16 protein-coding genes and 2 tRNA genes are annotated in these 16,445 nt (G+C 48.2%); 14 read left to right on the top strand and 4 right to left on the bottom strand.

Features of this window, described 5'->3' with window-relative positions; genetic code table 11:
• Window positions 1–18 precede the first annotated feature (18 nt).
• Window positions 19–1,166 (bottom strand): IS3 family transposase gene (locus OGY33_RS20775; RefSeq protein WP_191238548.1). Its coding sequence is split into 2 segments (ribosomal slippage): window positions 19–929 and window positions 929–1,166, totalling 1,149 coding nucleotides; the frame shifts between segments, so codons are not numbered across the junction.
• A 66-nt stretch (window positions 1,167–1,232) separates the two neighbouring features.
• On the opposite strand from OGY33_RS20775, the gene OGY33_RS20770 reads away from it, so the two are divergent.
• From OGY33_RS20770 to OGY33_RS20710, 14 genes are all read left to right on the top strand, one after another.
• Entirely contained in the window at window positions 1,233–1,385 is a 153-nt protein-coding gene (locus OGY33_RS20770) for a DUF4406 domain-containing protein (RefSeq protein ID WP_286572256.1), read from the top strand.
• Window positions 1,382–1,678 carry a hypothetical protein gene (locus OGY33_RS20765; protein WP_191238559.1) on the top strand — a complete coding sequence of 99 codons (297 nt, stop codon included), beginning with the start codon at window positions 1,382–1,384 and terminating at the stop codon, window positions 1,676–1,678. Before OGY33_RS20770 ends, OGY33_RS20765 begins: the two co-directional genes overlap by 4 nt.
• 59 nt (window positions 1,679–1,737) lie before the next feature.
• Window positions 1,738–1,950: a hypothetical protein gene (locus OGY33_RS20760; protein WP_171862900.1), complete on the top strand. Its 213-nt coding sequence runs from the start codon at window positions 1,738–1,740 to the stop codon at window positions 1,948–1,950.
• A gap of 443 nt (window positions 1,951–2,393) precedes the next feature.
• Entirely contained in the window at window positions 2,394–2,621 is a 228-nt protein-coding gene (locus tag OGY33_RS20755) for a hypothetical protein (RefSeq protein ID WP_043016517.1), read from the top strand.
• A gap of 6 nt (window positions 2,622–2,627) precedes the next feature.
• On the top strand, window positions 2,628–3,230 hold the full coding sequence (locus OGY33_RS20750; RefSeq protein WP_191238560.1) for a 3'-5' exonuclease: 603 nt from the start codon (window positions 2,628–2,630) through the stop codon (window positions 3,228–3,230).
• Window positions 3,230–3,619, top strand: a complete 390-nt coding sequence (locus OGY33_RS20745; RefSeq protein WP_262411181.1) for a hypothetical protein — start codon at window positions 3,230–3,232, stop codon at window positions 3,617–3,619. Before OGY33_RS20750 ends, OGY33_RS20745 begins: the two co-directional genes overlap by 1 nt.
• Window positions 3,540–3,704 (top strand): ANR family transcriptional regulator, encoded by a 165-nt coding sequence (locus OGY33_RS24505; RefSeq protein WP_353622504.1) that lies wholly within the window; start codon window positions 3,540–3,542, stop codon window positions 3,702–3,704. Before OGY33_RS20745 ends, OGY33_RS24505 begins: the two co-directional genes overlap by 80 nt.
• Window positions 3,701–4,861, top strand: coding sequence for a hypothetical protein (locus OGY33_RS20740; protein ID WP_191238562.1), 1,161 nt, complete (start codon window positions 3,701–3,703; stop codon window positions 4,859–4,861). The genes OGY33_RS24505 and OGY33_RS20740 overlap by 4 nt, the downstream gene beginning before the upstream one ends.
• A gap of 8 nt (window positions 4,862–4,869) precedes the next feature.
• Entirely contained in the window at window positions 4,870–5,673 is an 804-nt protein-coding gene (locus OGY33_RS20735) for a hypothetical protein (RefSeq protein WP_191238563.1), read from the top strand.
• 294 nt (window positions 5,674–5,967) lie between these two features.
• Complete coding sequence (locus tag OGY33_RS20730) at window positions 5,968–7,959, top strand: hypothetical protein (protein ID WP_286572254.1); 1,992 nt, start codon at window positions 5,968–5,970, stop codon at window positions 7,957–7,959.
• A 171-nt stretch (window positions 7,960–8,130) separates the two neighbouring features.
• On the top strand, window positions 8,131–8,346 hold the full coding sequence (gene xisR / locus OGY33_RS20725; protein ID WP_043016519.1) for an excisionase family protein: 216 nt from the start codon (window positions 8,131–8,133) through the stop codon (window positions 8,344–8,346).
• The gene (locus OGY33_RS20720; protein WP_191238565.1) at window positions 8,346–9,617 is read left to right on the top strand and encodes a site-specific integrase; all 1,272 of its coding nucleotides are present in this window, start codon (window positions 8,346–8,348) and stop codon (window positions 9,615–9,617) included. Before xisR ends, OGY33_RS20720 begins: the two co-directional genes overlap by 1 nt.
• A 149-nt stretch (window positions 9,618–9,766) precedes the next feature.
• Window positions 9,767–9,843, top strand: a tRNA-Val gene (locus OGY33_RS20715).
• Between the two features lie 4 nt (window positions 9,844–9,847).
• A tRNA-Val gene (locus tag OGY33_RS20710) sits at window positions 9,848–9,924 on the top strand.
• A gap of 178 nt (window positions 9,925–10,102) precedes the next feature.
• Here the strand turns inward: OGY33_RS20710 and OGY33_RS20705 are convergent.
• The 3 genes from OGY33_RS20705 to OGY33_RS20695 all read right to left on the bottom strand — a co-directional run bounded on the left by OGY33_RS20705 (window position 10,103) and on the right by OGY33_RS20695 (window position 16,413).
• Entirely contained in the window at window positions 10,103–11,764 is a 1,662-nt protein-coding gene (locus OGY33_RS20705; RefSeq protein ID WP_191238566.1) for a hypothetical protein, read from the bottom strand.
• 72 nt (window positions 11,765–11,836) lie between these two features.
• Window positions 11,837–12,499, bottom strand: a complete 663-nt coding sequence (locus OGY33_RS20700; RefSeq protein WP_219987902.1) for a ZirU family protein — start codon at window positions 12,497–12,499, stop codon at window positions 11,837–11,839.
• Between the two features lie 50 nt (window positions 12,500–12,549).
• Window positions 12,550–16,413, bottom strand: coding sequence for an inverse autotransporter beta domain-containing protein (locus OGY33_RS20695; RefSeq protein WP_191238567.1), 3,864 nt, complete (start codon window positions 16,411–16,413; stop codon window positions 12,550–12,552).
• Between the last annotated feature and the right edge of the window lie 32 nt (window positions 16,414–16,445).

Here is a 16,445-nt window from a genome sequence, read left to right as displayed (position 1 = left end):
TGAATCGCCACGGATAATCTAGACACTTCCGAGCCGTTGATAATACTGGTTTTCATATTCTGTCGGTGACATCTGATTGCTCGAACCATGCCGACGCTTACTGTTATAAAACATTTCGATGTAATCAAAAATATCGCTGCGGGCTTCTTCCCGCGTTCCGTAGATCTTTTTCTTTATCCGTTCGCGTTTCAGCAACTGGAAAAAGCTTTCTGCAACCGCATTATCGTGACAGTTACCGCGACGGCTCATGCTCCCCTCCAGGCCGTGTGATTTCAGGAACGACTGCCACTCATGGCTTGTGTACTGACTGCCCTGGTCCGAATGAACCAGCACCTGTTTTTGGGGATTACGCCGCCATACAGCCATCAGCAGTGCGTTCAGGACAATGTCCTTTGTCATCCGGGATTGCATTGACCAGCCGATAATTTTGCGTGAGAACAGATCAACAACCACAGCAAGATACAGCCAGCCTTCGTGGGTCCTGATGTAGGTTATGTCCGTTACCCAACGCTTATCCGGAGCATCCGGATTGAACTGTCGCTGGAGCCTGTTGGGCGATACGATACTGGCCTCGCCTTTGCGTGCCCACGGGCTCCGGTACCCGACCTGAGCCTTTATCCCGGCACGATTCATCAGTCGCCAGACTCTGTTCACTCCGCACTGTTGACCGCTATCCCGCAAGTCCAGATGGATCTTGCGATAACCATAAACGCAACCGGACTCCAGCCAGAACTGTTTGATCTGTCCCGTCAGTCTCAGATCTACCTGGTGGCGCTGAGAATACGGTTGCTTAAACCAGGCGTAAAAGCCACTGGGATGAACATCCAGCACCCTGCAGAGCAGACGAACAGGCCAGCAACGGGAGTTGTCACGAATAAAGGCGTACCTCAGTCGGACAGCTTTGCGAAGTACGCCGCGGCTTTTTTTAATATGTCCCGTTCGTCAGTAACCCGCTTCAACTCCTTCTGGAGTCGGCGGATCTCGGCCTGAGCATCTGACTGTTCTTTATTAGTGGATGAGTCCGGACCGTACTTCTTTATCCAGGCGTAAAGGCTGTGGGTGGTGATATCGAGACGTGTTGCAACGCTGGAAACAGAATGACCGCGATCAATAACCTGTTTGACTGCTTCAATTTTAAACTCTTCGGGATAACGTTTACCGCTCATGGGCACCTCTCTTTAAGTCATCTTAAATGACTCCGAGGTGTCTGTTAAACCCGTGGCGATTCATCCATGCTTCAGCGTGCTGATGCTATCTACATGCTTAATGGCTGGAAAAGCAGCGACGGTGCAGTTGCGGAATATCACCTTGCTTTCAAATTAGGCCTGAAAATCATGACGCAGCACAGCGTCACTACTCACAACAAAGAGGTTAGCACCCTATGAATGGACAAAACGGGACAACAGGCATGGCAGTATGTGCCGAACCCAAGCGTTCTGTAATCGATGTAAAGGTCAATCAGGTGTGGGATCAGCTTGATAGTCTTCACGGACGAATCAGCAATTTGCATGACCGCTTGATCCCGGTAGTTACCCCCTGCCCGGAAGTTAAAGGAATTGGTGCAAGTGAAGTAAATGAACCACTTTCTCCACTGGCCGATGTTATTCACCGGTTCGGGGCATCTGTCGCTACTGCCAATGCGCAGCTGGACGAGATTATTCGCCAACTGGAACTCTAACCTGTACATCTCTCGTAAAAGTCCGGTATCTGAATATGCCGGACTTTTGAGGAATCAACATGTCGAAATCCAATCCTGAAAACGAATCACCATCTCCTGAAACGTTGTCGCAAATAAATGAACTGGTATACGAATGGCCAACGCAGGTATTTCAGACGTTGAATAAAGTGATCAATAAAAACGGATACATGGTCTCAATTCGTGAAATCCCGGACGCAATGCTCACCGAAGAGCAGCGTATCCGTAAACAAGAAAATTTCCATCCACTGTAACGTTGAGTTTGATAACCAGCATCTGCCCCTTCGGTGCATTTCTGGATAACTCAGCGTATTCCAGCCTTTGTTCCATATGCCTGTCCCGCAGCGTTCTTTCAGCACCCACGCTTATTTCAAAAATACCGCACTCAGGGCACTGAATGAGTTTGTAGTTTTCATGATCGGTGAAGTTGAAAGACGCACCAGTATCGCAGAGCGGACACTCGCCGGTTTGTTGTTCTTCCATCGAATAACTCTCGCTTGTTGTGGTGACAGCAAGAGTACCACCTCGCCTGAAGTGGAAAAAAGCAGGCACCTCACAAAGAGAAAAGCCCCGGCGACCAAACCGGGGCTATCCCAATCAGCAGCGACCAAACCGCTGATTACACGAGATACCAGACAAGGTTAGCAGTTTGAATGGTATTGCCCCTAACGGAGAGTAAGGAGCAGGAGAAATATACATGAAATCTCAGGTGTTAACAAAATCCATGGCGGCCCGTAACGCCCGCCAAACCATCTTTATCAATGATCCTTTTCGGCCTCACCCACGCTGCCAGGCGCGTTTTAACAAGCATCCGGAGCCTGTCACTGTAATGCCGCCAGATAGTCAGTTGCGCTGGCCGGTACTTTTCGCCGTAGTGTTGTGCGCCTTTGCACTGGCCTTTCTCAACTTCGCAATGCAGATGTAGGTACTTATGCAAGAACCCGTTCATATCATGGTCGATAACGAAACGTTATCCGTTCTGCCCAACGCGCATATTGCTCAGGTTGGGTTAGTTCAGTTCGATCCACACACCTTCACCCCGCTCGCTGAGAAAGTCATTAGTATCAGCCATGACCGTCAGCCCGGAACGGTAATTGACGCCAGCACTGTGGCCTGGTGGATGGCGCGGGATAAAGAGACACAGCAGTCCGTGTTCTACGGTGATGAGGACCGCATTTCCATTCGTTCGGCATGCTGCGAGTTTTACCGCTTCGTGATCGATTCCTGCCGCCGTACCTGGCAGGAAGACGAGACGCCGGGCCTCAGTGATTTACATCAGTCAGTGCATATCTGGGCAAAGCCAGCGCGCTTCGATATCCCACAGTGGGAAAATGCCTTCCAGCATGCTGACGTTCAGGTGCCCTGGTTTCGCCGTAATGTGAATGATGTGCAGTCGCTACTCAATGATGCCGAACGCAACGGATTTGTTGCCTCTTCGCTTAAACATCTTTCCGCCGGTATTCACATGCCGCTTAACGACTGTCTCTGGCAAATCCGCCTTCTCAAGGCCATTACGGAGTTTAAATCCCGCTAATGACTGACATTACCATCCCACGTCTGGCGATGGTTAACAGCATTACTGACCACGCCATACGGCGTTACACCGAACGGCGGCATTCCCTTCCCTGTTTCATCATCGACGATCTTCTGCAGGCAAAACCCCTGACCAAGGCAAGGCTGCGAAAACTGGGATTGCAGCGACGGCGCGGATACCGGTATCTGCGCACAACTGACCGGCTGTTATTCGTTATCGGCTACAGCCGCGTCATTACCTGTTATTTCGAGAATACAAAGGTTAGCACCTATGAAAACACTGGCTCAAAAGATGAAAGAGCAAGGCAAGATGATCACCGAACGCGCCGCCAGCGAAGAACGGCGCGGGAACTACAAAACAGCACAGGCATTCTGGCTGAAATCGACTGAATACCCCTGCTCAGAAACAAATAAGCATTATCGTAACGTTCGGGCTGAACTCTGCCAGCGTCGAAGCCAGGAGGTGTCAGAATGATCACTATTTCTGACCCTACGGTGGCAACAGTTTTGGCAACCTCATTGCGCCCTGTTCGCTCCCAGCTCGAGCTGGCCATCGAACAGACTGCCAGCACAGCCCGGGCATCTGTCGAAAGCGCTCTCGCATTGACTGACCAGTTAGAAGTGTTGGTTATCGAGCAATACAACCAACAGGTTGACGAGTTCAACGCTGTTGTTGAGCAATGCGAAGCACTGGATGACCGAAACACCACGCTGGGACTTCAGGCAGCAGGATTCGCTGAAAAGCTGGCTGAAATGGAGTTAACAACAAAAGAAGCTCGGGCCGCAGAGGAAATCGCAAAAGCACAGATTTCTGTTCTGCAGGGTGATAAGCGACAACTGAAGACTGAGAATGACCAGCTCAAGTCGATGAACCCGGAACGCCAGAAAACGCAGATAGTCAGCCTCAAAGAAACCATCGCCAGTAAAACCACGCTTCTCGACCAGCAAAAACAAGAGATGCGGAAGATCCGGGGCGAACTGGCCACGACGAAAACCAATCTGGCGGTCGCCATCCAGCAAAACGCAGGGCTTAGCCTCGAAAATGAAGAGCTGCGCACCCGGTTACAGCGTATTGACGGCGACGTTGAACCGGTCTGGTACCCGGCTGCCGACGACAGCGGTCTCCAGTTTTACTTTTACACCTTCGGCTGGCGACTGACGCTGGGATCCACCGACCGGGATCTGCATCTCGACCTGCTTCAGGATATTGACTGGCATATCGAAATTCGGAGCAACTCCGGCATATCCGTTCTGGTATCTGTTACGCAGTGGTGTCGTGCGCGGTATCCGATTCTTGACCAGTTCAAATCAGCTTGGCCCTCTGCTCTGGGGATTGCGTTAAATCGCCGGATCATTGAGCTGCTGGGCGATACCCACCCTCACCTGGTTAAGCGTACTGAGTGGGCAATGGCGACCCCTCTTAGCAATCTTCCCCTGCAGGACAAGTGGCTTGATCTGCTAAACGCCTCCGGTCTTTACAGCCTGTGGACTGTAGTAAGCCATACCCCGGAAGAACTCTCCAACCTGGTTAAAGGATTCGGTATCGCGACTGCACGCCAGGTTCACGCCGCCTGCATTAACGTCGTCAAAGACTGGCAGGCAGAAAACTGGCCCAAAACCAACGCAGCATAAGAGGAATTATGAGCCTACAACACAAAACTGACGCTGAGTTGATCGAAACAGCGACAAAACTGGCTGGCTACAGCGAAGCAGGCCCGGTGCTTAAAGAACTACTTTCACGCTGGCAGGTTCAGCGCCAATTGGCGGATGTTCAGCATCAGCAAATGATTAACCTGGCAGCTGAGAGCGAACTTATCCACCAGCATTCAATGAAGCAGTCCGGCATTGTCAGAGAGATAATAAATTTGCTGGCGGATGTAGCGCCGAACCTGACGCCAGATCAGCAATTACTCTTGTCTACTGGTGCAGAAAAAGTAGTGCCCAGCCTAACCCTCGACAATGCAGTTAACCAAATCAAAGCGGTAGAACTTGTTGATTTACAATCGACTCTAACGTGTAAACTCTCAGAATCACGACGAATACAGCAGATGGATGCGCTCGATCTGATGGCTTTATCCTGCTGCATCGATTCTGTCTTATCCCGCCGACTGGCAGAATTGCTTTACCTGCCCATTGGCCCTGTTCCGGTGGAACGCGATGAGATCGGCTACTGGACACACCCTGCATCAGCTCTTCAACCCGACTGGGATGAAAGCACTCCCCCGTCCGAGATTAAAGACTGGTTCATGTCTCATGCTTTGGAGCAAAGGGTTGTTAACCTGGAAGATCAGAATGACGACCTTTTCGATCGCTGTCTGGAGAATTTTGAAACTCTTAAAGAATGGGAACCCACACCACCAGATGGTGATGGCTGGTTTCTGTTCTCAATTTTCGACAGTGAAGAAGGCGTCCACGCTGAATTTATCCGTTCTATCGAAGAATAATAAAAGGAAGCGGCTGTAGTCAATTGAAAGTAGCTCTAAAGATACCAGTATAGAGAGCGATTTCGGAGGAAAACAGCCGTTGCTCATATATGCTACTGCGATGTTTAAGCAAAATTTCTCGACATCAAATTCACACAGTGAATACAATACAGGTCGATTTAAATGATTAGCCACTATTTATCCAATCAAAAAAAGATGGTAGCTATCAAAAAAAGCATACCAATACCCTATACCTATTATGTATATCATCTAACGCCTGATACAATTCCTCAAAAAAGTGATGAGGAGTGCGCAATGATTACGGATGTCGCAGGGAAAGTTAGAAATTTAAAGTTAAAACCATCTGAACGTTTAGTTCCTCTATTTGAGGCCATAATAAATTCAATTCAAGCTTCATCCTCAAAGGCGGATATTGAGATAGAATTCTTACGTGACCTATCACAACTTCAGTCAAATGAAGAAGATATGGCATTAAGCCCAATTGAATCAATTACAATAGCAGATTCTGGCGCTGGATTTAACCCCTACAATCTTGACTCGTTCAAAACAGCAGAATCATCTTTCAAGTCAGAATTAGGATGCAAAGGAGTAGGACGATTTACATGGTTAAAGGTATTCAACTCTATAAGCATAGATAGCGATTACTATGAAAATAATAAATTATTTAATGTTTCGTTCGACTTTACAATTGAAGATGATAGTCTAGATGATGTTAAGCCTAAACTTTCTGATAAAAATATTGTATCTCCTATTACTTTAATCACTTTCAAGGACATTAAATCCCCATACAGAGAAAAAATGCCAGTAAGCCTGGAGGATTATTGCGATGAAATAATTCAACACTGCATTACATATTTCATAGATAATAAAATAAGTAGATTTATGATTTATGACAACACAGGGCAAGAATATGATTTACTAGAGTACTTCAATAAAAATTACTCAAGTGATATAGCATATTCAAATATAAAAATAGGGAATCATTATTTTAAAATTGTGTCTGTAAAAAATTACAATCATAAGAAAACACATAAAATTTATTTCTGCGCCGATTCAAGAACCGTCACCAATTACAATATATCAAACTACATAAATGATATTCCGAATTTCTTTTTAGATGAAAATAATGACAAATTCAGATATTCTATTTATGTTTACTCTGACTACTTAGATAATAATCTAACACAAGAGAGAACCAGTTTTTCAATAAATGAAAATGATGATTTGATTGATAAAGACTTCCCATCAATTTATTCAATAATAACCGAAATATTAATTAATTGTGATAGTATATTTTCAATATATTTAGAACCAATGAGGGCTGAAAACCTAAATAGAATCACTGAGTATATTGAAAGAAATGGATATGAATATAGATTTTTGCTTAAGCATAGACCACAGTGGCTATCAAAAATAAAATTTGGCCTTAATGATAACGAACTGGACATAGAGTTACATCGTTTATACCGAGATTTTGAGTCAGATTTAAAAAGAGAAGCTATAAAAATAAAATCATCACTTAAAGAGCATAAAATACTTTCATCTGGTGATTATAAAAAAGCATATGAAAAATACACAACTGCACTTAATGATGTAGGAAAATCAAATTTAGCAAAATACATTGTCCATAGAAAGTCTATAATTGATATCTTCGAGCTAAGTTTAGAGATTCAGTCAAATGACAAGTATGCTTTAGAGAATGCCGTTCATGATATCATTTACCCGATGAAATCAACAAGTGAAGACACTACTACAATGTCTCAAAACTTATGGATGATTGATGAACGTATGTCATATCACACACTATTGGCTTCGGATCAACCATTTAATCAATTTTGTGATATACAGGATAAAAGTCGTCCAGATATCATAATATTTGATAATCCTATTTTATTTACTGAAGAAGAGAAGAAGCCATCTAGCGCAACAATCATAGAATTTAAACGTCCAATGAGAGATGATTATGACTATGATGATAATCCTGTCAGCCAAGTTATTGGATACGTGCGAAAACTAAGAGAGCCTAATAAAGTAAAAACCAATAAAGGTAGAGATATTCATTTATCGATTCACGTGCCAATTTATTGTTATATTATTTGTGATTTAACCAAGTCAATTCGGGATCATGCCCTAAATCAAGATTATATATCCACACCTGATAACGAGGGTTATATCTGGTATCATAAATCATTGAATACTTACGTAGAGATAATTTCATTTGATAAAATCGTATCAGATGCGAGAAAAAGAAATAACATCTTATTCAAGATGCTAAATATAGAATAATATATTACTAAAACAAACGCAGTAGATTTTGGTCTCAATATCTACTGCAATCCCCAAAGCACTACTGTCCCGCCCTACCGCCACCAGCCTGATTAAACTCCGCCGGAGAAGACCATATCCGGCGGACTGGGCTTTTGTGCGCATTAGGTGGGCAATCACGAGATACAGACCATGCCAGATATCGTCTTCAATGAAGAATGGGTAGTTGAAACCCGGCTAAGCGAAAGAACGGGCCTCTCAAAGGGGCAAATTAAAAACTATCGTTTGGGAGTGTGGATTGAAGGTGTTCACTTTAAACACCTGACTGCATTAGGAGAGACCAGCAGCAGCAATGGTGTCCTCTGGTACAACTATCCCCGAATCAATAAATTTGTTCAGGAGGCTTAATGGCAGCATTACCGACCGGTGTAGAAATACACAATGGAAAAATAAGGATCTGGTTCGTTTACCGCGGTTCCAGGTGTCGAGAAGTACTGCAAGGCTGGGCTATCACCGCCGCGAACATCCGCAAAGCGGGAAATCTTCGTGCTGGAATTATTGGCGATATACAGATGGGAACTTTTGACTATGCGAGACGATTCCCTGAGTCAAAGACAATCAAAAAGTTTACCACCACACAGCGCATAACAACCTTCAACGAGCTCTGTGACCTTTTCCTAAAAATAAAAAAGCTCGAATTATCTGCGGCATCGCATGACTCACTGACATCCAGGATAGATACCCTGCTTCGCATTGTCGGAGGTAGAACGCACATTGCCGAAATTCAGCACACAGATTTATTGAGATACCGTCAGGAATTGCTGACTGGTGATGTAACCTACAAAAAAGTGGTTTGGTTCAATAAGGAGGGACGCAAGGCTTCAACTGTAAACAACCTGATGGGCACACTATGCAGTATGCTGAAACTGGCTAACCTTAGTAAGTTCATCACTCATGCCCCCTATGAAAATGTGAAGAACCTGAAAGTTTCTCAAAGGGATCCCGATCCGCTGCTGCTTCATGAGTATCAGGCTTTCATCAATGCTCTGCCTCGCCGGTTTGCACTCACCTGGATTGTGGCAATTCACACCGGTATGCGTCACGGTGAGCTCTGTGCGCTCGCCTGGGAAGATATCGATCTGAAAAAGGGGGAAATCCATGTATGCAGGAACCTTACGGCAAAAGGGCTATTTGTTCCCCCTAAAACTAATGCGGGGATCAGAACAATCACACTTTTACAGCCAGCATTCGAAGCACTGAATGAAATCCATCAACTGACCGCAAACCAGCCGAAAACAGATATTGTTCTCCATCATCGCGAGTATGGGCGGACAGAACAGCTTTCTGTCCGGTTTGTCTTCATTCCAGGACAGCAATCGAGGGAAAAGAAACAGTACTTTTCTAAAAGGTCTTTTCCATACAGCTGGGAAAGCGGCATGAAACGGGCAGGCGTTAGAGTGAGGGATCCTTATCAATCTCGTCATACATACGCATGCTGGCTACTGTCATCAGGAGCCAACCCATCGTTCATTGCCAGTCAGATGGGGCATGAGAATGCAAAGATGGTTTATGAGGTTTATTCGAAGTGGATCAGCGAAATGAATGCGGATCAGGTAAGAATGCTGAACAGCAGGATGCCGACCATAATGCCCCCATTATGCCCCCAGCGCACAGCCTGAATAAAAAACACGCTGCAAAATCAACAAAATATAATCAACTTGCTTAATTACTCTGCAATCGCGTGAGATCAGGAAGAAAAATGCTATTTCCCTCTTGCCTCATTCGGTCTGTGCCGCTAATATTCGTCCCCGTTGTCACCTACAACGTTGCGTTCATAGCTCAGTTGGTTAGAGCACCACCTTGACATGGTGGGGGTCGTTGGTTCGAGTCCAATTGAACGCACCATTTTGCGTCCGTAGCTCAGTTGGTTAGAGCACCACCTTGACATGGTGGGGGTCGGTGGTTCGAGTCCACTCGGACGCACCAAATCATATCCCTTTGATTTGGTGCTATTTATTCATACTTCCTTTTTTATTTATTCAAAACAATCATTGTTAGTACGTCTTTGCGTATCACAAGCTTTCGTTGATGTGGCAAGATTTTGTCATGTCTGCCCGCAGGCAATAATCACCGAACAGGCAGACATTCAGTCAGGTTAAACAGCTCAATCAAGCGCCGTAATGCACACCACCCGATTGCTCTTTTTGGTGTAGGTGATCAGGCCGTTGCTCATATTTATCGTATTTTTACTTCCTAACTCGTCAACCCAGTAAGGTGCATTCACCCAACCGCCGCCAAAGTTGTACAACGCGCCCCACTCACTCCACCAGCGCCCCGTTGATGCCGAACGTTCTCCATTAAGCGTTGACTCTTCCGCTGTGGGTCTGCGGTATTCCTCTCCCTGTTTACCACACCAGTCATTATTGAATCCTGCTGGTGATGAACTGGTGATCAGCCATTTATTGACTGAAAACGTGTAAACATAGGATGCACTACCATCTTTCGCCCGGATAAGAATGGTTGCTGTTCTATCTACAGCGTCTGGTTTGCTGGCAAATTTAACAACGCCCTTTTCATTCACACTTAGCCATGACTTGTCATCACGCCAGTCATAATTTCGATTGTTTGCTGCATTGCCATTCATGCGTAACTGAAAACTGGCTCCCACAAAACCTGTGCGCGGAAAACCGCTGTTGGTATCAAACGTGACGCCGTTGACGTGGATTGTCGTCGTGGCCGGGACTGTAATATCTTCGCCCACGACGACCTGTTCACTAACCGTAGTGACCTGCGTTCCAACAACCGTGTCATAGCTCGCCGGAGTAGCTTCAACCACCAGATAGTGATTAACATCCTCTTGTACCGGGACATAGCTTTTTTCCACCGCACCCACAATGGGCGTTTTACCCGATGTGCCCGCTGCGTTATCTGCCCTAAACCACTGAAAACGCGATCGATCAGGAATCGTAGGATTGCCGGAATACTGATAAGACAGCGTTACTGTTTGCCCTTCGCGCGGCGCGGGTATCGCTAAGTGACCGATCGCCGGAAGACCCTGAGCCGGCCCCGTCTTTGCACAAAATACCGTTTGCCGACTGCCATTTGATACGACGCTGGCATGCCCGTCGGTAAACACATCCCCTACCGAATGGTTATCCTCACCCACCGCGCGAGTCGTCCAGACTGCATTTCTGGCAGGAATGCCATAGGTATGCTGCAGATCGCCCATGGAATCCTCACCCACCCGATTAGCCCGAGTGAAGGTCACAAACAGCGCCTGCAGGTCATCCACATCGGGTAAACGCATTCCATTGTTAGCGCAGTAAGTGTACGCATCCCCCCAGCGCATCATGTTGGTGGTCTGCTGAAAGGCTAAAAACAGCGCAGCACGAGGAGGAAGGACCGGCGCTGCGGTCTCCGGGCTAATAAACGGCGCATCGGGACGGTCTGGGTCGGAAGGTTCCCTTTCTACGGGCAGCACTTCAACGGTCAGATAGTGCTTATTCTGCGCTTTGCCTGGAGAGAAACGCTGCCGGTCTGCCTCTGCAATCTCTTGCCCATCAGCCAGCCAGCGAAACAGACTTTCTTGTTTGCTTTCCTGTAATCCATCGGGATCATGAAACACATAGGCAATTTCCAGCTCATCTCCCTGTGCTGGATTAAACCCTGGCGCAGAAGTATTGATGATCTGCAATTGACCCGCAACGGGCGGACGCCCTTTTACGGTCGAAGTTTGCGCAGTGATCGCCAGCGCTTCAGTGGCGAAAAATACGCACAGGACTCCCGCAGCGCTATGCAGGAATAATGCGGCATGATTCAGCTTCATTGTTATAACAATCCGAGCGTTGGACGATTACACGCAGCAGCGTTTGACTGCTTCGCTGCCGCATATGAGGTATTAATGCACCTCAACCTGAATTTTACGTTTTTGGTCTGCCCCGACAGGCGTATATGTATTCCCGTTTGCTCCAGCGATATTCTGATACACGCCGGAACCAACAGCCGTTTCAATCTTCCACTGATACGTTGTGGCATTGCCGTTGGTACCATCAGCCAGTTGCACCACCGCATTCAGCGCAGTATCGACCTGCGGATAGCCATTGATCGCACCTTCAATCTGTACGGCGACAGGCGTGTTCGCCGAAGCTGTCGATAGCTCATTGGACGCAACTGCAATACCGCTATCCGGGTCAGTAATCGCCGGATCGGTATGTGGGGTAATCAGTACGGTGATTTTCTTGCCAAGATCGCCTGCCGTGACGGTATAGGTCTCACTCGTCGCACCGGTAATGTCTGCACCGTCCGCCTGCCACTGATACGTTTTTTGGCCCTCGGCGTCACCATCAGGATCGCTGAATGTCCCCTGTGCACTAATAGAAATCACGTCACCAATGTCGAAAACGCCGTTGCTGTTGGTATCTGCAGAAACAATCGTGCTCGGAGTGATCACCGGCGCACGACCTTTGACACTGTCGGTCGGGTCAGACAATACGGCCAGTGCGGGATATGACAGCAATAATAAAGCGCTGCTGGCGGTTAATGCGAAATTTTTGCTTTTCATAAAAGTACTCAACAATAGGATGGATTAAGGCGTCAGCCGGGAAAAAGGAATCATCGTGTTTCTTGTGTTTCAACGCGCAACGCGCGCTTTTGCCATTCGCGAGACACGACGTATTCACGATCTGTCGCCTGCGCAATAGCGGTAAACTGATTGCTGCCCACAGCGGTTTCCACCTGCCACTGAAAGCGTGAGGGTTGCTCTTCGCAGGCGCCCTCACCGCACATCACCACTGCGGATAATCGATCGCCCACCTGAGGATGACCGGTCAGTATTTGACCACCTCTCAGCACGTTTACCGATGAGGCGAATGGCGAAAAAGCGATCGCTACGTGTTGGCCCTGACCATTGACTGTAGCCAGTACTTCGCTACGCCCGGCCGTGGTGTTCGTAAAACGCGCGATCACGGTGCCTTTTTCGTCGGTCACGCCCTCGGCGGAGGCTATTGCGCCATGGCTCGCGTTAAATTTGACGCTTTGTCCAGCGAGCGGATTTCCAAACGCGTCCCGAACGGTTGCGCTGACTACATTCTCTGCGACGCCGTTGGCCAGTGCGTTATCCGCAATGACCCGTAGCTCTCCCGGGAAAATAGAAGCGCTACTCGCATCAGCCAGGAAAGTGAGTTCAACCTGCTGCACATGACCGTTAAACATGGCGGAAACCACAGATTTACCGGCAATGCGGCTGCTGACTGTCGCAATGGCTTCGCCCTGGTTATCGGTCATCACAGATGTCGGAACCGAGGCGCCATTAGTTGCGACAAATCGTACCGCCTGAGCAGTGGCAGGCTCTCCGTCAGCAGTGCTGATTTTGACCTTCACGCGATTGGCAGCAGTACCATTGGCCAACGCATTGTTCGTGATCGCTGTCGTTTCGCCATGTCCTGCCGCCCCTGTTTGTGGTGTTAGCGTGATACCTACAGCCGAAACGGGAAACGGATTGTCGTTCACGCTGACAGTAATTTGCGCCACACCCGCATTTACGCCCGACAAAGAGGCCTTATAGGTACCGTTGTTGTTATCGCTCACCGGGCTTAACGTTGTTCCTTCAAGGGTGCTTTTGAACGTCACCTTTTGCCCGGGAACCGGATTGCCTTGCTGGTCCAGCAGAACAAAATAAATAACCGATTCCGCGTTGCCATTCGCTTCAATGCGTTCTGGTACGGCACCTGTCCGGGATCGCTCAGGATCCAGACTGCCGCTATCCACGGTAAAATTGGTTTCCACCTTCTCCGTGTTGCCATTTATCTCCGCCACCACTGTGGCCTGGCCGGCCACTTTGCTGGTTAATGCAATGGTTGCCTCACCGTGAGCATCAGTGGTAGCCGACTGGGGAATTTCCGCATCGTTGTCGGCGTAAAGTCGAACGATTTCGCCAACCGCCGGGGTGCCATCCGCATTCAGCACCGTCACCTTGATGATATTCTCGTCTTCACCATCAGCCACGGCGTGATCGTCAACCACCATCAGCGTCTCGACGCTGGCCGCATTGTCATCCGGAATCAACTTCACCACCCTCGGCTCAATCGTCGTTACAACACCGTTTACGTGTGTGACTATTTCAGCCTTCCCGGTAGTGGTACCAGTGAGTGTTGCAACATAAGTACCGTCTTCACGGTTCGTGACATCACTGATGCTGGTTCCGGCGAGAGTCGTAGAAAATCTGACGTTCTTTTCTTTGAGTGGATTCCCGCTGCTGTCGGTTAACCGTAGCATCAGCAAAGACTCCGCGTTTCCATTGGCGGAGATTTGTTGCGGCGTCGCGCTTAAGGTGGATTGTGCCGGATCAACCGGGTTGCCTGTGGCCGTCAGTGTGACAGGACGACGCTGCGTTTTGGTCGGTACGTTCCCCTGAACGACCTGTACCAGACCTTTTCCGGCATTTATGCCACTCATCCTGGCATGATAGACGCCCGGTGAGATTTCCCGCACCTTGCCTGTCGTTGTGTTGTCGACACCAATAACCTGAAACGCAATATCCTCGAGTCCCGAAGCCGGTTCTCCCTGGCTGCTGTAGGCTTTAAAGGTGATATCAGCCACGTCGTAACCATCGGCTCTGATCACCGCAGGGCTGACCAGCAACGATGAACGTGTTCCGTCTGCTGCCACTGGGCTAAACAGCACGTCCGCGCTCTGGATAAGAACGGACACCCGAGCCGTGGCCTTCGCGGGGCCCGCCACGCTCGATACGACATGGTAAATCGCCTGGCCTGCGGCATTACTGACGATATCCTCTGCAGTTTTACTGCCATCAGCGAAGGTCATTCCCATGTTGATGGTTTTTCCACTCACCGGTTTTCCCGCATCATCCACCAGAGTTGCGGTAATCGTGACCGGCGTCTTACCATCGGCAGGCGCGCCGTTCCCCGCCACCCTGAGTTCATCATCAAAGGCCAGATTCACCGGTAATACATCGATTAACAATGTTTGAGTATTACTGGTATGCCCCTCGCTATCCTGTGCCTGGGCGACTAAACGATATTGATTTGCCACACCGTCCGTGGATTGTGTGTGTTGGTACGGCGGTAGCGTCAGGGAAAACAGATTGACGCTCAGTGCCCGAAATTCACCGCCAGCCGCCAGAAACGCGGCGTTATCCCACGTTATTTGCGACAGTGGATATTTGCCTGAAACAGTGGCTGAAACGGTATGTACCGTATATTCAGCGTCGTGGATAGCCTCTTCGGAAAGAGCCAACTGAAGCAGATCCTGCTCGCGATATTCCAGGATGATGACATTATTACGCTCTACCAGACTGTAACGACTGCCCTTGAGCTCGCGCAGTGATGCCACTTCATCAGGAGATATCTGGAATTTCAGGGACTCACCCAGTCGCCATGCGAGGTCCATCTGCACACGGGTGTTGCCCTCATCGCCCTTTTCCAGACTCTGCTCGATACCCAGCGTCATCAGTGGAAATGGCGTCCAGGTGACTCCAGTGGTGAAAGCCCAGGCATTTGTTTCTCGTTCATCCTCACTCGTCAGCCCGACCTCATCACCAAAATAGTGTTCGTAGATAAACTTGCCGCCAAAATGTGGATATTGTGGCAACCAGCCCTGCAGACGCACATCGAAACCGTTCGCCGGGCGCTCATCGTAATCTTTAACATCATCAGAGGATTGCCAGTCAGACAACCTCAAATAACCATTCCCCGAAAGCTGAAAATAATCCCGCCACAGCTCAGTTCCCACCCCTAAGCGGCGATTGTTTCCGGTTAGATCAGCATCATAAAAGGTGTTAAATCCCAGCATCCAATCACCGCTGAAATGACGAACACCTACGCCGGCGTTTACTGTATTTCGTTGGTCCTGATTTCGATAACCCAACTGCGTAAACAGGATGTTGTTCGTTGTTTCATGTAAAGGTACAAGCCAGTCAATACTGCTTTCATCAAGCGAAAATTCTTCATCAACGCTCAACTGCGTTTTCACCGTACCGAGTTTCCCCAGCCAATCATTGACTGTGTCATTCGCTTGACGGTTAATTTCAGCGCGCACTAACCCATTGGCCGCCTCTGCCACATCGCCATTTTCCAGTACTTTCGCCAGACCTGTTGCGCCACCCGCCAGGCGTTTAGCGCCCGCTTCACGATCCTGTCTTTCGTCCAGCGAGTGTGCAGCCTCCTTTGTCTTCCACTCACTGGATGATGACGACGGAATATCTATTTCATCTCCCGGACTTAATTGCGCAAAAGGCTTATTGAACGTTCTGAACTGGTTGAAATAATGCAGTTGAGTTGTCGTAAGCCCGAGGCGTTCTGCAATTGATGTCGTAGTTTCTCCGCTCTGCAATACATAAATAACGGAAGGCCGGGCAAGTAATTCGTTTTGCCACGGCGATGATTGTGGTGCGGTTGTTATTGCCGCCAGCACGGGTGTCGTTATGATCAGGCAAAGCCAGACAATTCTTTCAATCATAGTGTTAGAGGTTTTTGCTGGAAACTCAGGAT

It is taken from the genome of Citrobacter sp. Cpo032, assembly GCF_030332975.1.
Lineage (GTDB): Bacteria > Pseudomonadota > Gammaproteobacteria > Enterobacterales > Enterobacteriaceae > Citrobacter > Citrobacter portucalensis.
The sequence above is the reverse complement of the archived record's forward strand: the minus strand, read 5'-3'. Positions and strand labels throughout refer to the sequence as shown.